The following is an 18,875-nucleotide window of genomic DNA, read 5'->3' as shown; positions in this document are numbered from 1 at the left end:
AATTTGTCCTCTCTCTTCTAATTCTGAAAAAAATAAATTCTGTGTTCTTCACGAATGGGCATCACCCATATCGCAGAGGTTTTATTCACCTGAATTTTGGCCTAATCTTTCAACTGTGTATTGGTAAAATGCCATTAGGTCATTTTGTGACGCAAAACCTGCTTGTGCAGTCTGTTCGCTCCCTCCGCCTTTCCCATTATACGAACTGAGTTCAGCTTTAAAATATTTTCCGCAATGTAAGGGGAAGGACCCACTGTGCGAAAGAATCACCTTTTGCTCCTTACGTGATGCTAATAATACAGTAACCTTTTCCTTTTTTACAATCGTACCTGCAAGGTAAAGCAGATCTTTCATTGAGCTATCTTCGAATATATGAGAGATGAATCCCTCTGCATTTTCTGCAAGCAGAGAGTCAGCAAGAAAGTTTGCATTTTCAAGTTTTAAGTTTTCATATACCGATAGTAGCTGCTTATAGTCATTCTCCAGTTTCTCCACCCTATTCAATATCTCTGTACGTCCGGTATTGAATTTATTCGATAAGGCTGAAAGAATACCAAGACTTTCGGAAAATTCGTTCAATGCCCTGAAGCCGCACTTAAAATAGAGGCGGGTATAATCTTTCTGCTTCTCCGTTTTGAAAATCTTTATTAAGCCTATCTCACCGGTTCGAGCTACATGGGTTCCGCCGCAAGGGTTATACTCAATCCCTTCTATTTCAACAATACGGATATTTTCGGACACAGTAGGCATTTTAACGACAGGAAGTGTCTGTAATTGCTCCTTTGTCACGTAATATGCATGTATTTCGCGATTCTCAATAATATATTGATTAGCCTGCTTTTCAACTGCCGCCGTATGTACTTCAGTCCATTTAAATTCGGACGTTATATCGATCGTTAAATAATCCTTTCCAAGATGAAAGCTGACCGTATTCGAGTCAAACAGTTCGACACAGACTGCAGAGAGTAAATGCTGGCCGCTATGCTGTTGCATATGATCGAAGCGGCGGGGCCAATCAAGTTCACAGTGAACGATTTCTGAATCTGGCCTTCTCTCCGTCTTATGCAGAATCTTTCCATCATTGCTTTTTATAATATCCAGAACAGTGATTCCTTCTATCTTGCCAGTATCTGAAGGCTGGCCGCCCCCTTCTGGATAAAAAGCGGTTTCTTCAAGAGTGATGTAGTAAAAGCCATTTTCTTCAACGGACTCCTGGATAGTGGTATCCCATTCGGAAGTCATGGTGGACGTGTAATACAATTTTTTTGTCATGTATGTTTTCTTTTTCCTTTCAGTTAATCAATAAATTATATCACCGAAATACCTGATTATGAATGTCATAGTACTAGATATCCTTCTTGAGAAGGGAGAAATGGACGGCTGGGCAATCCTGAGGGAGTTAAAAGGATCCTGTGACTTGAATGAGATTCCCGTTTTTGTATCGACGGTACTTGATGAAAGGGAAAAGGGTATTTCATTGGGATTTAAGGATTTTTTAGTTAAACCATATAAACCGAGCCAATTATCCGAAGTAATTATGCATACCTTGTTCAGCAATGGTAACCAAGGATAGATTCTAGTCCCTCATGCATTCCACGAAGATGACAAGGGTTAAAAAATAAAAAACCGTAATGGGTATACAGAACAACAAAAAAATGATAAATTCAAATATGTTGGAAAAATAAATAATTGGGTACAATTGTAGGTAAAGGTAAGTTACAGGAGGATTTATATACATGCAAAAAATTCAGGCCGGTTTGGCTGTAGAGTTAGAAGTGGAACGTAAGGCTGATTTCGGATGGTTTTTAACTGATGGTTCAGAAGATGTCTTACTTCATCATAGTGAAATGAATGAAGGAACGGAACTTGAGCTTGGTGATGAAGTTACTGTGTTCATCTACCACGATAAACAAGCAAGGCTAACAGCCACAATGAAGATTCCCGAAATTCAGATTGATCAGTATGGTTGGGCGGAAGTTGTCAATGTGAAAAGGAAACTTGGTGTTTTTGTGAACATCGGCCTTTCCAAAGATATACTTGTATCCCTGGACGACCTACCGAATATTGATCGTTTATGGCCTGAGGTTGGTGATCGTCTATATGTATCCCTTAAGACAGATCGCAATGACCGCCTGTTTGGTAAACTTGCTACGGAAGATGTAATCCAGGAGATTGCTGTAAAAGCTCCTTTAAAAGGAGTCCGTAACACCACTGTTAAGGGAAATGTCTATCGTTTGCTTATGGTTGGGTCTTTCTTTGTTTCCGAAGAAGGATATCGCTGCTTCATTCACGAAAGTGAACGCAAGGAGGAGCCTCGTCTTGGTGAATTAGTTGAAGGGCGCGTCATTGATAGTAAAGAAGATGGAACGCTAAACGTTTCTTTATTTCCCTTTAAACAAGATTTAATGGGGGAAGATGCTGATGTCATTTTCACTTATTTAATGAATCGTGGCGGTGCTATGCCTTATGGTGACAAAACACCACCTGATGATATCCAATTTCACTTCGGTTTAAGCAAGGGAGCGTTCAAACGTGCCCTCGGCAAACTGATGAAAGAAGAGAAGATTTACCAGGAAGATGGATGGACATATTCTTCAGACCGTAAATGACAAAAAGGCAGCGGAAGCTTTTCCGTTGCCTTTTCTATTTGAATTTTATTAAAAAAACTTTTTTTTCCCTTTGTCCTCTTTTAGGATTTCTACAGCTTCTCTGAACCTCATGGAATGTACAATCTCTCTTTCCCTTAAAAATCTTAGTGAATCATTGATATCCGGGTCATCTGAAATGTCAATCAACCATTGATAGGTTGCACGAGCTTTCTCTTCAGCGGCAATATCTTCATATAAATCAGCAATAGGATCGCCTTTAGCTTGGATGTATGTGGCTGTCCATGGATCACCTGCTGCATTTTGATAGAAAAGGGCACCATCATGATTCGCATAATGTTCGCCAAGACCTGCTGCAACCATCTGCTGTGGTGTGGCGTCCTTTGTAAGCTTATAAACCATGGTGGCAATCATTTCCAGGTGAGCGAATTCTTCCGTTCCGATATCCGTAAGTAATCCGATGACTTTATCGGGTATTGTATATCGTTGATTTAAGTAACGGAGTGCTGCAGCCAATTCACCATCAGCACCCCCGTATTGTTCTATTAAATATTTTGCCAATCTAGGATTACAGTCTCTTACTTTAACTGGATATTGCAGTTTCTTTTCATACACCCACATAGATATCTCTCCTTATACCTGCCATGGCCAAGGGCCTTGGCCCCATTCCCATTTATTTTCACCGCCTGGACTGTTTCCAAAACCCAATAAGGGACCGTATTTAGGCTCAAAAACCGATTTCAATTGTTTGGAATATTCATGAAATTGATTGAATTGCTGTAATGCTTGCTGGTCGTTAGGATGTGTATCCAAATAATGAGTCAACTCGACAAGTACGAAATCCGCAGCCTGTATTTGTTCAAGCAGCTGATAATATTCATCATCCAGTTTCTTATTCATTTACGTCTCCCTTTCCCGATATGGATTATCATAGAAATCATAAAAGAACTTCCAAAGTGTACCGTATTTCAAAGCTTCCTCCGGTGTGAACTGCTCCAAATTCGGCGGTTGAAAATTAATATACAAATTAGGAGGTGTCCTGAAATACTTTCTCCCAATAGGTGGGCACGGATCGAATTTACTATGGAAAGGTTTGTATGATTTAACTAAGGTAAAAGTCTTTTCGCGAGTCAAAAAAATACCTCCTTTGTATAGATGTAGCCTCTAATTATTATGCTTGGGTAATACATAATATGACTCCATTAGTATGATATGGGAGATAACTGGAAAAAGATGTGTTTTCAGAATATTAAAATATCTTGTTATAGTCCCGTTATCTTCCTGTGATGTTTGTCATCTATTCTTTATCTGTTTGTTCTTTGTATAGAAAAAAACTATGTTAAGATTGAACTCGTTAGCTTATAAAGCAGCTCACAAGGAGGTAACAACATATGAAAAAATCAATCTTATCGTTAGCGGCAGCGGCTGCAATATCCGGTGCTTTCACAATTCCGGTACATGCAGAAGATGTCAAAGTGAAAGATGGAGACACATTATGGGGGATATCTCAAACATATAAAGTATCAATAGAAGATATTAAGTCTTGGAACGATTTGTCTTCAGACATGATTTATGCCGGAGGAACCTTACATATTTCTCAAGAAGAGCATTATAAAGTCAAGTCAGGAGACACATTATCGGAAATTGCAGACAAATATGATGTAGCGGTAAATGATATTAAATCTTGGAACGGTTTAAATTCAGATACAATCCATCCTGATCAAGAATTGGTCATTAAACCTGCGGCTAACAAAGTCGAAGCGGCGAGTGTTGGGCCTGAGCAAAAATCAGAGCAAGCTGCACCAGCAGAACAATCAAAGCCAGTTGAACAATCAAAGTCAGCAGAACAATCAAAGCCAGTTGAACAATCAAAGCCAGCAGAACAATCAAAGCCAGCAGAACAATCAAAGCCAGCAGAACAATCAAAGCCAGCAGAGCAATCAAAGCCAGCTGCACAATCGGAACCAGCTGAAACAAACAATGATTCCAAGGATCAAGCAGGAATTAAAAAAGAGATAACTGTTAGAGCAACTGCCTATACGGCTGATTGTCAAGGCTGCAGCGGTACAACAGCCACAGGGGTCGACTTGAAGGCTAATCCTGATGCTAAAGTAATTTCCGTGGACCCATCAGTCATTCCACTTGGATCGAAAGTTTATATAGAGGGTTATGGCTACGCCACGGCAGCAGATACGGGCAGTGCTATCAAAGGAAATAGAGTGGACATTTTTATACCAAACGAAAAGGATGCCGTGAATTGGGGCGTTAAAAACGTTAAATTGCAAGTCTTAAATTAATTCATCCATGCAAAACATGTTTATATATCGAAAAGAGTAGACACGGAGATTTAATGTGTCTACTCTTTTTGTCCTTTTGGTTCACGGGAAAAGCAGGTACAATGAAAGAAATAGATCCTTACCGATCCTTACAAGGTAAATAGGAGGAGTAGTAAATTGATGGAAAAAGCACGTGAATATTTACAGGAATATTTTGGTTATGAGTCATTCCGAAAAGGTCAGGAACAGATTATCGAACAGGTGTTGGGAGGAATAAACACAGCGGGAATCATGCCTACTGGCGGAGGTAAATCAATATGTTACCAAATCCCGGCCCTCTTGTTACCTGGTGTAACACTCGTGATATCCCCACTTATTTCCTTGATGAAGGACCAAGTAGATGCCCTCGAACAAAACGGGATTGATGCCACATTTCTTAATAGCTCCATTTCGGGGTTAGAATCATCCAATAGAATGAACGATATTAAGCAAGGAAGATATAAGTTGGTTTATGTGGCACCGGAACGTTTGGAAAATGCTGCATTTCAACAGGATTTATTTAATGTGGACATTTCATTGGTGGCCATTGATGAAGCCCATTGCATATCTCAATGGGGCCATGACTTCAGACCAAGCTATTTAAAAATCAAGACCTTATTGAAAAACATGCCATCAGCTCCTGCTGTACTGGCATTAACGGCAACAGCCACACCGCATGTAACCGATGATATTTGTCAGTCGCTCGGAATATCAGGGCAGCATACAATATCAACGGGATTTTCAAGAGATAACTTGTTCTTTTCCGTTGTGAAAGAAGAAAACCGCGGACGTTTTTTAATGCGCTATATAGAGAAAAACAAGAATGAGTCGGGTATCATATATGCAGCCACTAGGAAAGAAGTCGATTCGTTGCATGCCAAGCTTAATAAAGCCGGATTCAAGACAGGTCGATACCACGCTGGCATGAATGAACAAGACCGTTCGGAACAGCAAGACCAATTCATTCGTGATGACGTTCCTTTAATGGTAGCGACATCTGCATTTGGGATGGGAATCGATAAGTCTAATGTCAGATACGTCATCCATTACCAAACTCCAAAGAACATGGAGAGTTATTATCAGGAAGCAGGTCGTGCAGGAAGGGATGGTTTGGAGAGTGAATGCATCCTTTTGTATTCCCCCCAGGATATGCAGATTCAGCGTTTTCTGATTGATCAATCAAACCCTTCCCAGGAGTGGCAATCACAGGAATTGAAGAAGTTGAACAAAATGAAGGATTATTGTTTTACTGAAGGGTGTTTGCAAGCCTTCATTCTTCAATACTTTGGAGAGGAAAATCCTGAGGATTGCGGTCATTGTGAAAATTGTACAGATAAACGTGACTCTATTGAAGTAACTACACAGGCACAGATGGTCCTTTCATGCATGTTGCGAATGGGTGAGCGATTCGGTAAAACGATGATCTCCCAAGTGCTTACGGGATCACGAAATAAGAAAATTGAAGAGTTCGGCTTTCAGAAGCTTTCAACCTATGGAATCATCAATAATCAATCTGCAAAGGATGTAGGCGATTTCATTGATTTCCTTACAGCGAAACAGTATATCGAAATGACCGGGGGCCAATTTCCAGTCCTTAAAGTGACCAATGCTGGCAGGGAAGTGCTGTTGGGACAGAAAAAGGTCCTGCGTAAAGAAATAAAAAAAGTAAGCAGCATCAGTGTAGATCATGGGTTATTCAATGAGTTGAGACAGTTAAGAAAAGAATTGGCAGGTAAGGAAAATGTACCTCCATTCATTATTTTTTCCGATGCATCTTTGAAAGATATGGCCGTCAAACTGCCGAAAACAGAACAGGAATTCCTAGAAGTAAAAGGGGTGGGCACCCAGAAGTTCGAACGCTTCGGCACCGTGTTCCTAGAAGGAATTTCCCATTATGTACAGGCACATCCTGAATTAGAAACGAATATAATGGTTACAAAGGAAGCAGTAAAGAGAAGCACTACGCCATCACATTTAGAAAGCTATCGCTTATATCAGGAAGGCAAATCAATCAAGGAAATCGGGACAATGAGAGGTCTGTCTTCCATTTCAATTGAAAATCATTTATTAAAGTGTGCAGAGGAACATTTGGATATCAAATGGGAAGGGATTTTCTCGGATAAAGAGTATGACCTTGTATTGGAAACTGCGAAACAATTGGATTCTGAAAAACTAAAACCGCTAAAAGAAGCCTTACCTGAGCACTTTTCCTACTTTATGATTAAAGCGATCTTGGTTAAAGCAGGATTGGAAAACGCATAGGTGATTAGGCTTTTGGAATATTTTTTCAATGAATAAATAAGAATTTGGTTTAATGCGTATACTAGGAATGATAAAAAGGTGGATTTCGCGCCTTTAATCAGAGTCTTTATATAAAAAAGAGGAGGTTGCTCATGTATTTTGGTAAAAAGAATTCAGAGGAACCAGAAATCGTTATGGAAGATACGATAGTATATGCGTGCGGATCAGCAGATTGTAATGGTTGGATGAGAAAAGATTTTGCATCGGAAAACTATGATTGCCCAATGTGCGGTAGTCAATTAGTCGAGGAAGTCAGGGAACTCCCAAAAATTGAAAATGAGTATAATGCATTTAAATAAAAGAGGTGAATTATGCCTCTTTATTTTTTTTGCTTGAAAGAAGTATGCCGGAGTGAAATCTGGTTTAATGCTTTACATATATAAATATATATGATAAGATATAATTTCAGTGTTGTTAAGAAAACGCTGGAGGGTAATTTAAAGTAACATTTTTATTAATAAAATAATTTTCCATCATTTTCATGATGGAGTAGAAACAAGTTAAACACATCTAGAAAAATGAAATACATCTTATTACCAAGTATTTTCCTCGATCCATTTCTGTTCTTCATTAACTTACTTCTATGTACCATTTATCTTTTGGAATTTAATTTTCCCAATTGGAATTACGGACGGTTTTAATTAATAAACATGTACTTACAAGCTTTTATCTGATTCTCGCAGGCACGGTCTAGGAACCGTATGGATGGGAGAGAGGCAGGGCTTTCATTGTTTTAGGTTTTGGCACTAAAATTACTCTCATGCTCGATTCACTTTGAATTGTTTATCCGATCGAGCAGGAAGAACCATATGGAATGGATTCTTGAACAGCGCAGTCTCTATTATCTTGAAGGGTAAGTCAGGGGCTGTGTTTCATTTATTATCTGATTAAAAAAAACTGAGATTTAAGGAATCATTTCTACTTTAGAATCTTTACTCAAATATAAAAAGCATATATATGATATAATGGTTACTGAGACATTAAAAATTCATGTCGTAATCTTAAGTTCTTTCCACTCGGAAAATTTGGGTGTAATGAACAATAATCAATGGTTAAGCGAATGGGTATTTACTCACTATTTAGATTAATCGCCATCTATTCTTCTTTTATCTTTATGGCTTGTGATCTGTTATGCATGACGAAGTCAATTCAATTCTAAGGAGTGAGATACATGTATAGAAGAAATAATACGGAAGAAATCATTCCTGAAGAAACAAAGGTGTGGGAATGTACATCAGAAGATTGCAAAGGTTGGATTCGCGATAACTTTACAAGTAATGATGAACACGTTTGTCCGTTATGTAGCAGCGAGATGAAACCCGGCACCAGAATGCTTCAAGCAATCAACAATCCAAGAAACTATTAAGACTGTATAAAAAAAGCTGAAGGGGATTATCCCTTCAGCTTTTTTTATCTTTTTGCCAATTGTTTGAAGCAAAAAGCAGGTGAATGATTAGTGAATATCTTTTTTCTTGAATCGGCCGCCCCGAACTTCCGCGATATCCCCTACGGCAAGAAATGCAGAAGGGTCAAAGCTTTTGACTATATCTTTAAGTTTAGCTTCCTCAAGCCTGTTTATTACACAAAAGATGACTTTTTTATCATCACCAGAATAAGCACCTTCGCCAGCTAAAAATGTTACGCCGCGTCCAAGGCGATTCATTATGGCGTCGCCGATATCACCAAATTCATCACTGATAATCCAAACAAATTTGGACTCATCCAAACCAGCGATGACGATATCCATCGTTTTATAAGCTACGAAGTAAGCTATGATCGAATACATGGCGCGATCCCATGAGAAAACGAAGCCTGCACTGCCAAGGATGAATAAATTAAAAAACATGACGATCTCCCCAACGGAAAAAGGGATCTTCTTGCTAGCGAGTATAGCAAGTATTTCTGTACCATCCAATGAGCCGCCATATCGAATGACCATTCCAACACCAATGCCAAGAATCATTCCGCCAAAAGCGGATGCTAGGAGGATATCTTGAGTGAAAGCTGGTACGTGATGAAGCAATGCAGTGGTAATAGAAAGGACTAAAATCCCATACAGAGTAGATAATGCGAAGGTTTTTCCAATTTGTTTATAACCGATAAAAAAGAAAGGAAGATTCAAAACGAAAAGAAAAATACCAAGTTTCCATCCCGTAATGTAAGACAACATAATCGATATTCCCGTTATGCCTCCGTCGATTACGTTATTCGGCACTAAAAAAATCTCGAGGCCGACAGCCATTAAAACGGCACCGATCGTAATTAAAAGTCCTCTCTGTAATATTTGTCTCAGTGTTAATTTTTTATGCTGGGTCTTCTTGTGCATAATTTCTGTTGTACTTGCACCTGCCAGGTCTGACATAATCATGCCCCCCACTCCTTCTCTCTATATACGTTCTATTTAATTATAAACCTATAGGTATAATTAAATAAAGAAATTAACATTCTTAATTAAATGTTTCTGAATAATTCTTTTTGTTATTGAGTATGTCATGCGATGATGAAGCAGGTTGTGAATGCTTGTCATTATCATGTATTTTTATTTTACTCTATACAAAAGAATAGTATTTCTCATTTTATTGAATTTATGAAAAAAACTCCATTTTCATGTGATGTGTGGGACACCAAGGATTTTGTGTGTAAATATATAGGAATAAGGAAATAAAAAACCTTGGAGGTACTATGAATTTCCATTACAATATAGGAGAATAGAACGGTAGAGGTGATCAAGAAAAAAATGGAACAATCAATTGTGGCATCAAATCCTGTCCTCTTTATGATTGCGGTACTTTTGTTAATAATGGCGTGTTATACGGCGTTGGATTTACTGACATCGTTACTGACGACCGAGAAATATAAACGCCTATTGTATATAGGGAGCAGCTGCTCTATGGGAGTGGCTATTTGGATGCTTAACTTTGTTGTCATATTAACCCTTGATAATTCTGGGGTGGCAGCATTCAACTTTTTTACAATAATTTTTTCATTAGTTTTAGCGATTGCTCTCGCAGGGGTTGGGTTATTGGCGATATCATATAAAACACAAATACTGCAAATCGTTTTTTGCGGTTTCATGTTTACTGTGGCGATATTATCCAATTATATTATGGGCACGTCTTCTTTAAACCACTCTTTGCAATTTAGCAGATTGTTGGTCGCCAGTACGCTTTTCAGTGTCTTTAGTTTATTTGTAGCAGCGCTAGCAATATTATTTTATTTTAATAAATTAAGTCAATCCTCACTAAAGCCAGTCAGTACTCTCATGATGAGCGGGGCAATCATTGAAGGATACTATCTTTTTTTGAGAGTGTTACCGATGGATGGTAAAAATGTAACGGGTGAATTTGTTCCACTCACTCCTTTTATGCTTTATCTAACTTGCTTTGTCTCATTGTTCATCCTTGCCAGCTTGATTGCTTCAAGTACGATCGTAGGCCGGAGGTTGGCAAGAAGTGATAATACTGTGAGCGATATCCGTTATGCTTTAGATCAATCGGCGATCGTCGCCATCACGGATGCAAAAGGAATCATTACATATGTTAACGAAAAATTCCTGGAAATATCTCAATATGAAGAACATGAACTAATAGGGAAAAACCATTCCATCATCAATTCGGGTTATCATGCAAAAGAATTTTTCACTGACTTATGGCTAACGATCAGCCAGGGCAAAACATGGAATGGTGAAATATGCAATCGGGCTAAAGATGGTGATGTTTATTGGGTGGAAACAACCATCGTTCCTTTTATGAAAAGGGGCAAACCCTATCAATATATTTCCATCCGTTCGGATATTACCAGTCGTAAAAAAGCAGAAAATGCTTTAAAGGGTTCAATCAAAGAACTGGAGGATATGCATTATGCCATCAACCAATCCTCGATAGTGGCGATTACCGATGATAAAGGGGTCATTATTGAAGTAAATGAAAAGTTCTCGGAGGTTTCCGGCTACAAGAGAACTGAATTGATCGGCCATACTCATAATTTGGTTAATTCCGGATTCCATTCAAAGGAATTTTTTGATGAAATGTGGAAGACCATACATCAACGCAAGGTTTGGAAAGGTGAAATTAGAAACAGGGCGAAGGATGGCAGTTTTTATTGGGTCGATACAACAATTGTTCCATTTTTCAGCGAAGAAGGTAAGCCATTTCAATTTTTGGCACTTAGACATGATATAACTGAGCGTAAACAATCGGAAGAAATGCTCCATCGGCAGGATAAATTGGCTGCCGTCGGTCAGCTTGCTGCTGGTGTTGCACATGAAATACGAAATCCGCTGACCTCCATGAAAGGGTATACAGAATTTTTGCAATTAGATGAAACAGATGAAAATAAACAAGAATATCTAGAAATTATTATGGATGAAATCAATCGTGTGAATGAGATAGTTGAAGAATTCTTACAATTGGCCAAACCACAGTCGTTGATATTGGAAACGAAGAATATTATACCAATCATTCAAAACGTGTTATCTTTGACGGAGTTTGATGCTAGAAAGAAGAAAGTATCACTGGTTTGGGATTGTTTTTACGAAAAAATCCTCGTACAATGTGATGAGAATCGTTTAAAACAAGTCATATTGAACTTCATTAAAAATGGCATGGAAGCCATGCCTGACGGCGGGGTCATAAAAGTCATTACTGAGCTTAAAGAGGATAAAGTGCATATCTCCATAACCGACACAGGAATCGGGATGCCGCCAGAGCAGCTTAAGAGATTGGGAGAGCCATTTTTCACAACGAAAAAATCCGGTAATGGGTTAGGTCTCATGATCAGCTTTAAAATAATAGAAAGCCACTTGGGAAATGTCTTTGTCGAAAGCGAGGTTAATAGGGGTACAGCCTTTAATATCGTGCTCCCTACGAAAAAAGCCTTTTCTTAGAAGGCAATGAAAAAGTTGCATGGATATAAAGAAATGCGGAATTTGTGGAGTTATATGGTGGTTTAGTAGATACAGCATGGGGGAAACTGGATTTGGAAAAACAAAAGCATGCTAATATTTTTAGCTTGAAGGTATTTTACCTATTTTCATTTTTTGCAGTGGGAAGTTTAACACCGCTATTAAGCGTTTATTTAGCCAATGAGGTAGGTTTGTCTGGTATTGAAATAGGTATGATCATGTCTGTTGGACCGATAGTGATGATCGTTTTTCAACCCTTTTGGGGAATTGTCTGTGATTGGAGCGGAAAACCAGCAAAAATACTTGCAATTACATCGTTGCTTGCTGGTGTATTAGGGTTAGGTTACTTGTTGTTTGAGCACTATTTACTTATAGTATCCGTCGCAATTGCCCTGGCTATCTTTCAAAGCGCCATTATACCAGTTTCAGACAGCATCACTCTTCAATATACAACAAGAATTAAATCGAATTATGGGAAAATCCGTTTATTCGGTTCACTCGGTTACGGTGTGGCCGTGTTTGTAATGGGAAAGTTATCGGAATCCTTCATTGGTCCTTCCGTTATATTTTATGCCTTTTTCTTCGGTCTATTGATCGCAGCTAGTCTTGCTCTTCGTTTGCCCGAAGAGGCTCCTAGAGAAAAGGGAAAACTTTTCGGTGGAATGAAAGAATTGATCACCATGAAACGTTTCCTTATCTTTCTTGCTATAACGTTCTTGATTTTTGGTCCAAACCTTGCAAATAATGTATACTATGGTTTGTTTGTAGAGGCAAGAGGCGGGACATATACAGGAATTGGCATTGCGTTCCTTTTAGCTGTATTGTCGGAAATTCCATTTATGAGAATGGCAGGTACCTGGATTCATAAAATGGGCCTGCTGCCAATAACCTTATTGGCTGGAACGGCTTCATTGGTTCGCTGGGTTTTGTATTTTACGGAACCAAGTTTGGCTACCGTATATGTAACTTCGATCATTCAAGGGTTTTCACTTGGCCTATTCATTCCTGCGGCATTACAATATATTCGGGAAGTCGTCCCGGCCCGCATAACAGTTACAGCAATAACGCTCTATTCCGCCATTGGCAATGGATTGGGAAACTGGTTCAGTACCTTCAGCGGCGGGATAATCTTGGATAAATCAGGGATATACGCAGTGTATTTATTTTACGGTTTACTTACACTGATTGGGATGCTGCTCACGGTATGGCTCATGAGGTTAGATAAAAACCTAAAAGTTATGAAGAAAACCACTGGTATATTAGAAAATTAATATTATTAAATTTTTCCCTTATTGAAAGCGAGAGGCCTTTTCATCTTAAATGGTGAAGAGGTCTTTTTTGCTCGTCCATGAGAGGGAGGCCTCCAATTCGCTAATTGTCAGAATTGATTGTCATTTTCCGAATATGAAGTATAATCTAATTATAAATTAGAAAAGGTGGTCTACTAGGGATTATGGATAAGTTAGCGAAAATAAGTAAGGCAGCTGGAAACTCTTTTGCCATTTGGGTTCTCCTATTTGCTGTGTTAGCAATGATTTTTCCGGATGCATTTAAATGGATTGCTCCATACATATCCATTTTACTTGGAATAATAATGTTTGGGATGGGACTCACTCTCTCGCTTAGCGATTTTAAAGCTGTATTGAAGCAGCCGATATCCGTTTTTATCGGTGTGGCTGCACAATTCATCATCATGCCTGGTGTGGCATATCTCCTGGCAACTAGCTTGGAACTTTCACCTGAAGTGGCTGTCGGAGTGATCCTTGTTGGATGTTGTCCGGGAGGTACAGCGTCAAATGTAATGACATTTTTAGCTAAAGGAAATACGGCATTATCAGTGGCGGTCACTTCTGTATCCACTTTGCTTGCACCGTTTTTAACGCCGGCACTAACCTATTTACTTGCTAGTAAATGGCTGCCGGTTTCAGGAAAAGATATGCTATTTTCTATCTTCCAGATAGTTTTGGTTCCTATTTTATTAGGGCTCTTTGTAAAATTCATTTTTAAAGAGAAAGTAAGTCAGGGAACTAAAGCACTTCCATTGATATCCGTTGTGACAATCGTGGCAGTCGTCGCTGCAGTTGTCAGTTCAAATAAAGAAAAGATACTTGAATCAGGGCTGGCTATATTCGGGGTGGTTGTCCTGCATAATTCATTTGGATTATTACTTGGTTTTCTTGCAGCTAAAGTGTTAAAACTTCCATACGAAGATCAAAAAGCGATTTCAATTGAAGTGGGCATGCAAAACTCAGGTTTAGGTGCTGCATTAGCCACAGCTCACTTTTCGCCACTGGCGGCCGTCCCGAGCGCAATCTTCAGTGTTTGGCATAATATATCCGGTCCTTTGCTTGCGACCTACTGGTCAAAAAGAGCACACAAAATAAAAGGGAGTTCCATGACTGGGCAGGAATCGTTGAAACAGTAATACAAAAAAAGGCAGAATGGGATTAAATGAATCCCGTTCTGCCTTTTTTAATGATAGAAGTGGTAGGGTGCCGTTTAAAGAAAGATAGGATGTTTACAATCAGGAGATGGGCTACCTGGATTCTTGGTATCAAGAGCAATCAGTTTTTTATTTTTGGAAATAATATGATTTAATGGAAGGTAGAGAATGAATGGAAGGATGAGTGTTTTGAGCAAATCAAAAGTATTGGCCGCTACCATTGTATCAGCTCTTATCGGACTGTTTTTTTTATTTTGCCTAGGATGGGCAATTATTGACCATTATGGAAAAAGGACTTCTGATATGGAAACAATAGAGGAATCCCCCATTAAAAATGATCTGCCTGATGATTTTACGGTTGTGGCGTTAGGTGATTCATTGACGCGCGGAACAGGTGATGAAACAGGCAAAGGCTACGTTGGACTTGTTGTGGAAGAGTTGGAGAGTGAATATAATAAAAAACCGCTCATCCATAACCTGGGAATTAATGGACAGGTATCTAAAGAATTGGCGCAGCAAGTGAAACAACCGGAAGTGAAGCGCCAAATCCAAGCGGCTGATGTTATTTTAGTTACGATCGGCGGTAACGATTTATTTCAAAAAGGCCAGACCCTGCTTGATTATGATAGTGAAGCCACATCTGATTTGAGAAGGAATTATTTGGAGAATTTACATGGGATTTTTAAAGATATCAATAATGTCAATGATACAGCTACCATATTATTGCTTGGCCTGTATAATCCATTTATAGAGTTGGATGAGGACTTTGATACTAACCGCATCGTACGGGACTGGAATAATGAAACGGCAGAAGTCGTGGCTCTTTATAAGAATGCAATTTTCGTCCCAACATTTGATATATTTCAATTGTCGGTAAATGAGTATTTGTATTCAGATAAATTTCACCCTAATCAGAAGGGTTATCGTTTGATTGCTGATAGGGTTGCTCCTTTAATAAAATGGGAGGATGAGGATCGATGAAACAGGTGACATTGTCTGTCAAGGGCTTGAAAAAAAGGATTGGCAAAAGGGAAATTATTAAAGGAATAGATTTTGAGCTGAATGAAGGTGAGGTTTTTGGCTTTTTAGGACCGAATGGAGCCGGTAAAACGACAACAATCCGCATGTTGGTCGGTTTGATTAAGCCATCCTCCGGTTCCATCCATATATGCGGGTATGATGTTCGTCAGGAATTTACGAAGGCAATGAAGCAAATGGGCTGCATTGTTGAAAATCCAGAGTTATATCCATTTTTGAGCGGGTGGAATAATTTGCTCCACTTTGCAAGGATGTTACCTGAAGTTGATGAAAAAAGAATGATCGAGGTTGTAGAACTCGTCGGTCTGCAAGCGAGAATTCATGATAAAGTGAAGACCTATTCCTTAGGTATGAGGCAGCGTCTAGGAATCGCGCAGGCAATGCTTAATAGTCCTAAGCTGTTGATTTTGGATGAACCCACTAACGGTCTAGATCCTGCTGGAATCCGTGAAATGCGACAATTCATTAGAAAGTTGGCTGAAGAAGAAGGCATGAGTGTTCTAGTTTCTTCACACTTATTAGGTGAAATACAACAACTTTGTGATCGCGTCGCAATTATTAAAAGTGGGGAAATTATCAAAACGGATACAGTGGAACGCCTATTATCCACGCAAGAACGGATGATTTGGAGGGTAGAACCTTTACAAAAGGGAGTGGAAATCCTTAGCGGTTTCACCGATATTACCTTAGATCAAAAATATATCATTACAGCTTATGATGAATTCGAAACCCCCGAATGGAATGCTGCACTTAACCAAGCAGGGGTGAAGGTACATGAAATGAACCGAAAGCTTCCGGGACTGGAAGAGTTATTTTTACAAGTGACCGGTGTCGGAGGTGGAAGTATTGAATAACTTGATCCAAAATGAAATGATGAAGTTGTTGGCAAAGAAACGGTTAATCATAATAGGTATCATCGTCGGAATTTTAGTGTTGATGTTCACGTATGCACAATACAAACAAGTGGAAGAGCAGCGGGAGAAGCTGGGAACTGATGATTGGCGTGCAGCTCTTCAGCAGCAGATCATTGATACTCAAAATCGGTTGGGTTCAAATAGGATGTTGGATGAGTGGCGTGAACAGCTGGAAGTAAGTCTCAAACAGCAGCAATATTACCTGGATCATGACATTAACCCCACAGAGCCAGGAGCCGCTACTTTTACTCGCATGTTTTTGGAAAATGCAATTGATTTGTTCATTCCGCTGTTGATCATGATAGTGGCAAGTGATTTGGTTTCTTCCGAAAATAGTCAAGGCACGATCAAGCTTTTGCTGACACGGCCAGTTGAGCGCTGGAAAATTTTATTTAGCAAATATGTAACATTAATTTTGTCAGTTTCGATTATCGTGGCGATGACAGCCTTTTTGGCGTATTTTTTATCGGGGATCGTTTTTGGGTATCAAGGTTGGGGGGCACCTGTAATAACCGGATTCGAATTAAAGGGTGCTGATGTGGATGTCAGCCAAGTAAGGCTAGTGGAACAATGGAAATTCCTTTTGATGGATTTGGGGCTTGTCTGGCTGGTTGCAGTAGTGGTAGGTACCCTTTCTTTCATGCTTTCGGTTTTGGTACGAAGCACCCCTGCAGGCATGGGCATTATGCTGGCTGCATTGATTTCCGGAGCTATATTGAACAATATGGTTTCATCATGGGTGTCAGCGAAATATTTCTTTATGGTGAATTTGAAATTGACCGGCTATATTAGCGGGACGGCTCCTCCGATAGAAGGGATGACCTTATTATCCTCCGTCATTACATTACTCGTTTGGTGGGTGCTTGCTTTACTTATTTCTTTTACAGTTTTTACACGCAGGGATGTTTACTGAAAGACAGCCTATATAAATTATAGGTTGTTTTTTATTTTCTTTTACAGGGTATCCTTAAAAAAACAGTAAGTTTTATTAGGAGGTCTATAATGGATGATAATCATTTGAATGAAAAATTTCTGCCAATGACTTCAGTTTCCAGTGGAGATGTTCAGATTGTAAAAGAGGATATATACTGTCTGCCCGTACAAATCGTTAATGTAATTTTTATAGGGTCCCCCAAAGATGAAAAATGGGTATTGATAGATGCAGGAATGCCACGTTCAGCAGAGATGATAAAGAGAGCTGCCGAAGAAATATACGGACCACATCATCCACCTGCGGCCATCATTTTGACACATGGACATTTCGATCATGTTGGTGCATTGATTGAGTTAATGGAATATTGGGAAGCTCCTGTTTATGCCCACATTAAAGAAATGCCTTATTTAACGGGACAGGAAAATTATCCTGAGCCAGATTATACTGTCGAAGGGGGGATGGTTGCTAAGATTTCTTGGATGTTTCCGAATGAGGGAATCAACCTGGATGAAAAAGTTCAACCCCTGCCTGATGATCACAGTGTTCCCGAGCTTGGCGATTGGAAATGGATTCACACCCCGGGCCATTCAAAAGGACATATTTCACTATTTCGGGAAAGTGACCGAAGTCTGATAGCTGGAGATGCTTTTGTGAATGTCAGGCAAGATTCACTATACAAGGTCATCACTCAGGAGAAAGAAATAGCAGGGCCGCCACGGTATTTGACAACCGATTGGGAGTCTGCCAAGGAATCGGTAAGGTTATTGGATAGTCTGAATCCTGCTGTAGCAGTAACGGGGCACGGGTATCCTATTGAAGGGGAAGAATTGGAAAGGGGATTATCAAAGTTGGCAAAGGAATTCGATTCTTTAGCTAAACCGGATCATGGGAAATATGTGGAATGAAATGTGTTAGGGTTTGATGAATAATTTCTCTTGAGCAGTCAACAATAAACAAGCAACTAATGAAAAATGGAGGTAATATCCGTGACTACATTAAGAGATATTATGACAACAGACGTGGATTGTTGCACTGTGGAAGATAATATATATGAAGCAGCAGTCAAAATGAAGGATGATGATGTTGGAGTCATTCCTGTATTGGAGAATAACAAATTAATTGGTGTCATTACAGACAGGGATATCGTTATCCGCTGTGTTGCCGAGAAAAAGCCGAATTCGACTAGAATTACCGATGTTATTTCCACGAATCTTGTAACAGGCACCCCTGATATGTCAGTGGATGAAGCTGAGGAGTTAATGGGGAATGAACAAATCAGAAGGCTCCCTATAATTGAAAATGACCAGCTGGTCGGAGTCGTAGCGTTGGGTGATCTTGCTGTGCATCATCAGACAAATTCAATTGCGGGAAATGCTTTAAGTTCAATTTCCGAGAACAGAGATCAAATCCAACATTAAAAA

19 protein-coding genes are annotated in these 18,875 nt (G+C 39.3%); 14 read left to right on the top strand and 5 right to left on the bottom strand.

Annotated elements, in window-relative coordinates:
• Positions 1 to 81: 81 nt before the first annotated feature.
• A complete protein-coding gene (locus tag UP17_RS13630; RefSeq protein WP_061463493.1) occupies positions 82 to 1,272 on the bottom strand; it encodes an alanyl-tRNA editing protein in 1,191 nt (396 codons plus the stop codon).
• Positions 1,273 to 1,330: 58 nt separating this feature from the next.
• On the opposite strand from UP17_RS13630, the gene UP17_RS13625 reads away from it, so the two are divergent.
• Both UP17_RS13625 and UP17_RS13620 read left to right on the top strand, forming a co-directional pair.
• Entirely contained in the window at positions 1,331 to 1,573 is a 243-nt protein-coding gene (locus UP17_RS13625; RefSeq protein ID WP_081108822.1) for a response regulator, read from the top strand.
• Between the two features lie 163 nt (positions 1,574 to 1,736).
• Positions 1,737 to 2,609 carry a CvfB family protein gene (locus tag UP17_RS13620; protein WP_061463491.1) on the top strand — a complete coding sequence of 291 codons (873 nt, stop codon included), beginning with the start codon at positions 1,737 to 1,739 and terminating at the stop codon, positions 2,607 to 2,609.
• A gap of 48 nt (positions 2,610 to 2,657) precedes the next feature.
• Here UP17_RS13620 and UP17_RS13615 read toward each other — a convergent pair whose 3' ends face one another.
• Genes UP17_RS13615 through UP17_RS13605 form a run of 3 tightly spaced genes read right to left on the bottom strand, consistent with a single transcriptional unit; the run spans position 2,658 to position 3,740 of the window.
• A complete protein-coding gene (locus tag UP17_RS13615; protein WP_061463490.1) occupies positions 2,658 to 3,227 on the bottom strand; it encodes a manganese catalase family protein in 570 nt (189 codons plus the stop codon).
• Between the two features lie 12 nt (positions 3,228 to 3,239).
• Positions 3,240 to 3,506: a spore coat protein CotJB gene (locus UP17_RS13610; RefSeq protein ID WP_061463489.1), complete on the bottom strand. Its 267-nt coding sequence runs from the start codon at positions 3,504 to 3,506 to the stop codon at positions 3,240 to 3,242.
• A complete protein-coding gene (locus UP17_RS13605) occupies positions 3,507 to 3,740 on the bottom strand; it encodes a spore coat associated protein CotJA (protein ID WP_061463488.1) in 234 nt (77 codons plus the stop codon).
• A 257-nt stretch (positions 3,741 to 3,997) separates the two neighbouring features.
• Here UP17_RS13605 and UP17_RS13600 point away from each other — a divergent pair, with 257 nt between their 5' ends.
• The 4 genes from UP17_RS13600 (at position 3,998) to UP17_RS13585 (ending at position 8,588) form a co-directional block, all read left to right on the top strand.
• Entirely contained in the window at positions 3,998 to 4,903 is a 906-nt protein-coding gene (locus tag UP17_RS13600) for a 3D domain-containing protein (RefSeq protein WP_061463487.1), read from the top strand.
• A gap of 156 nt (positions 4,904 to 5,059) precedes the next feature.
• Positions 5,060 to 7,183: a DNA helicase RecQ gene (gene recQ, locus UP17_RS13595; protein ID WP_155727328.1), complete on the top strand. Its 2,124-nt coding sequence runs from the start codon at positions 5,060 to 5,062 to the stop codon at positions 7,181 to 7,183.
• Between the two features lie 131 nt (positions 7,184 to 7,314).
• On the top strand, positions 7,315 to 7,521 hold the full coding sequence (locus UP17_RS13590; RefSeq protein WP_061463486.1) for a cold-inducible protein YdjO-related protein: 207 nt from the start codon (positions 7,315 to 7,317) through the stop codon (positions 7,519 to 7,521).
• An 872-nt stretch (positions 7,522 to 8,393) separates the two neighbouring features.
• Complete coding sequence (locus UP17_RS13585) at positions 8,394 to 8,588, top strand: cold-shock protein (RefSeq protein ID WP_034307294.1); 195 nt, start codon at positions 8,394 to 8,396, stop codon at positions 8,586 to 8,588.
• 87 nt (positions 8,589 to 8,675) lie between these two features.
• Here the strand turns inward: UP17_RS13585 and UP17_RS13580 are convergent, their stop codons facing one another.
• Positions 8,676 to 9,590, bottom strand: a complete 915-nt coding sequence (locus UP17_RS13580) for a YitT family protein (RefSeq protein WP_250211669.1) — start codon at positions 9,588 to 9,590, stop codon at positions 8,676 to 8,678.
• Between the two features lie 369 nt (positions 9,591 to 9,959).
• Between UP17_RS13580 and UP17_RS13575 the strand changes: the two genes are divergently transcribed.
• The 8 genes from UP17_RS13575 (at position 9,960) to UP17_RS13540 (ending at position 18,872) form a co-directional block, all read left to right on the top strand.
• Positions 9,960 to 12,107 (top strand): PAS domain S-box protein, encoded by a 2,148-nt coding sequence (locus tag UP17_RS13575; RefSeq protein ID WP_061466104.1) that lies wholly within the window; start codon positions 9,960 to 9,962, stop codon positions 12,105 to 12,107.
• Between the two features lie 92 nt (positions 12,108 to 12,199).
• Positions 12,200 to 13,396, top strand: coding sequence for an MFS transporter (locus UP17_RS13570; protein WP_434218673.1), 1,197 nt, complete (start codon positions 12,200 to 12,202; stop codon positions 13,394 to 13,396).
• 182 nt (positions 13,397 to 13,578) lie between these two features.
• Positions 13,579 to 14,550, top strand: a complete 972-nt coding sequence (locus UP17_RS13565; RefSeq protein WP_061463484.1) for a bile acid:sodium symporter family protein — start codon at positions 13,579 to 13,581, stop codon at positions 14,548 to 14,550.
• Positions 14,551 to 14,757: 207 nt separating this feature from the next.
• A complete protein-coding gene (locus UP17_RS13560; RefSeq protein WP_081109005.1) occupies positions 14,758 to 15,549 on the top strand; it encodes a GDSL-type esterase/lipase family protein in 792 nt (263 codons plus the stop codon).
• Positions 15,546 to 16,460 (top strand): ABC transporter ATP-binding protein, encoded by a 915-nt coding sequence (locus tag UP17_RS13555; RefSeq protein ID WP_061463482.1) that lies wholly within the window; start codon positions 15,546 to 15,548, stop codon positions 16,458 to 16,460. Before UP17_RS13560 ends, UP17_RS13555 begins: the two co-directional genes overlap by 4 nt.
• A complete protein-coding gene (locus tag UP17_RS13550; RefSeq protein ID WP_061463481.1) occupies positions 16,453 to 17,433 on the top strand; it encodes an ABC transporter permease in 981 nt (326 codons plus the stop codon). The genes UP17_RS13555 and UP17_RS13550 overlap by 8 nt, the downstream gene beginning before the upstream one ends.
• 89 nt (positions 17,434 to 17,522) lie before the next feature.
• Complete coding sequence (locus UP17_RS13545) at positions 17,523 to 18,359, top strand: MBL fold metallo-hydrolase (RefSeq protein WP_061463480.1); 837 nt, start codon at positions 17,523 to 17,525, stop codon at positions 18,357 to 18,359.
• 81 nt (positions 18,360 to 18,440) lie between these two features.
• Positions 18,441 to 18,872, top strand: coding sequence for a CBS domain-containing protein (locus UP17_RS13540; RefSeq protein WP_155727327.1), 432 nt, complete (start codon positions 18,441 to 18,443; stop codon positions 18,870 to 18,872).
• Positions 18,873 to 18,875 lie beyond the last annotated feature (3 nt).

The organism is Peribacillus simplex, from assembly GCF_001578185.1.
Taxonomy (GTDB): Bacteria; Bacillota; Bacilli; order Bacillales; family DSM-1321; genus Peribacillus; species Peribacillus simplex_A.
This window is presented reverse-complemented; position numbering and strand designations above follow the sequence as displayed.